Genomic DNA, 690 nt, shown 5'->3' on the forward strand with positions numbered 1-690 from the left:
CCGCACTCACCCCAAACCGACTGAATCATGCCCCCGACCACCCGCCCCCTGCACGCCCTGCTCTCACTCCTCAAGCCTTACCGCCGTCGAGTCGCGGTCGCGGGGGTCGCGCTGGTGGTGGCGGCGATGGCGATGCTCGCCGTCGGTCAGGGCCTGCGGGCGGTCATCGACCAGGGCTTCTCCGCTGGCGATGCCGCCTGGCTCGACCGGGCGCTCGGGGCGATGTTCGGTGTCATCGTGGTGCTCGCGATCGCCACCTTCGTGCGCTTCTACAACGTCTCGTGGCTTGGCGAACGCATCACCGCCGATTTGCGTGAGCGGGTCTTCTCGCACCTGCTCACCCTGCCCCCCTCGTGGTTCGAGGCAGGCCGAACCGGCGACGTCATCTCGCGGCTCACCTCCGACACCGCGCAGATCGAAAGCGTCATCGGCTCCAGTCTGTCGATCGCGCTGCGCAACAGCCTGCTGCTCGTAGGCGGGCTCATCATGATGTTTACCACCAGCCTCAAGCTCAGCGTGCTCACCGTGTTCGGCGTGCCGCTGGTAGTGGTCCCCATCATCCTCTACGGCCGCAAGGTGCGCCGACTCGCGCGCGAAAGCCAGGACCGCATCGCCGCCCTGGGCAGCCGTATCGACGAGACGGTGCACGAGATTCGCATCGTCCAAGCCTATGGCCACGAAGCGGTAGAC

Annotated in this window: 1 protein-coding gene; it reads left to right on the plus strand. The window is 67.0% G+C overall.

Annotated elements, in window-relative coordinates; genetic code table 11:
• Positions 1-27: 27 nt before the first annotated feature.
• Positions 28-690: ABC transporter transmembrane domain-containing protein (locus tag GPA21_RS20345; protein ID WP_246262086.1), on the plus strand; the 663-nt coding region annotated here is incomplete at its 3' end.

Origin of the sequence: Azoarcus taiwanensis (genome assembly GCF_012910885.1) — a bacterium.
GTDB lineage: Bacteria > Pseudomonadota > Gammaproteobacteria > Burkholderiales > Rhodocyclaceae > Azoarcus_F > Azoarcus_F taiwanensis.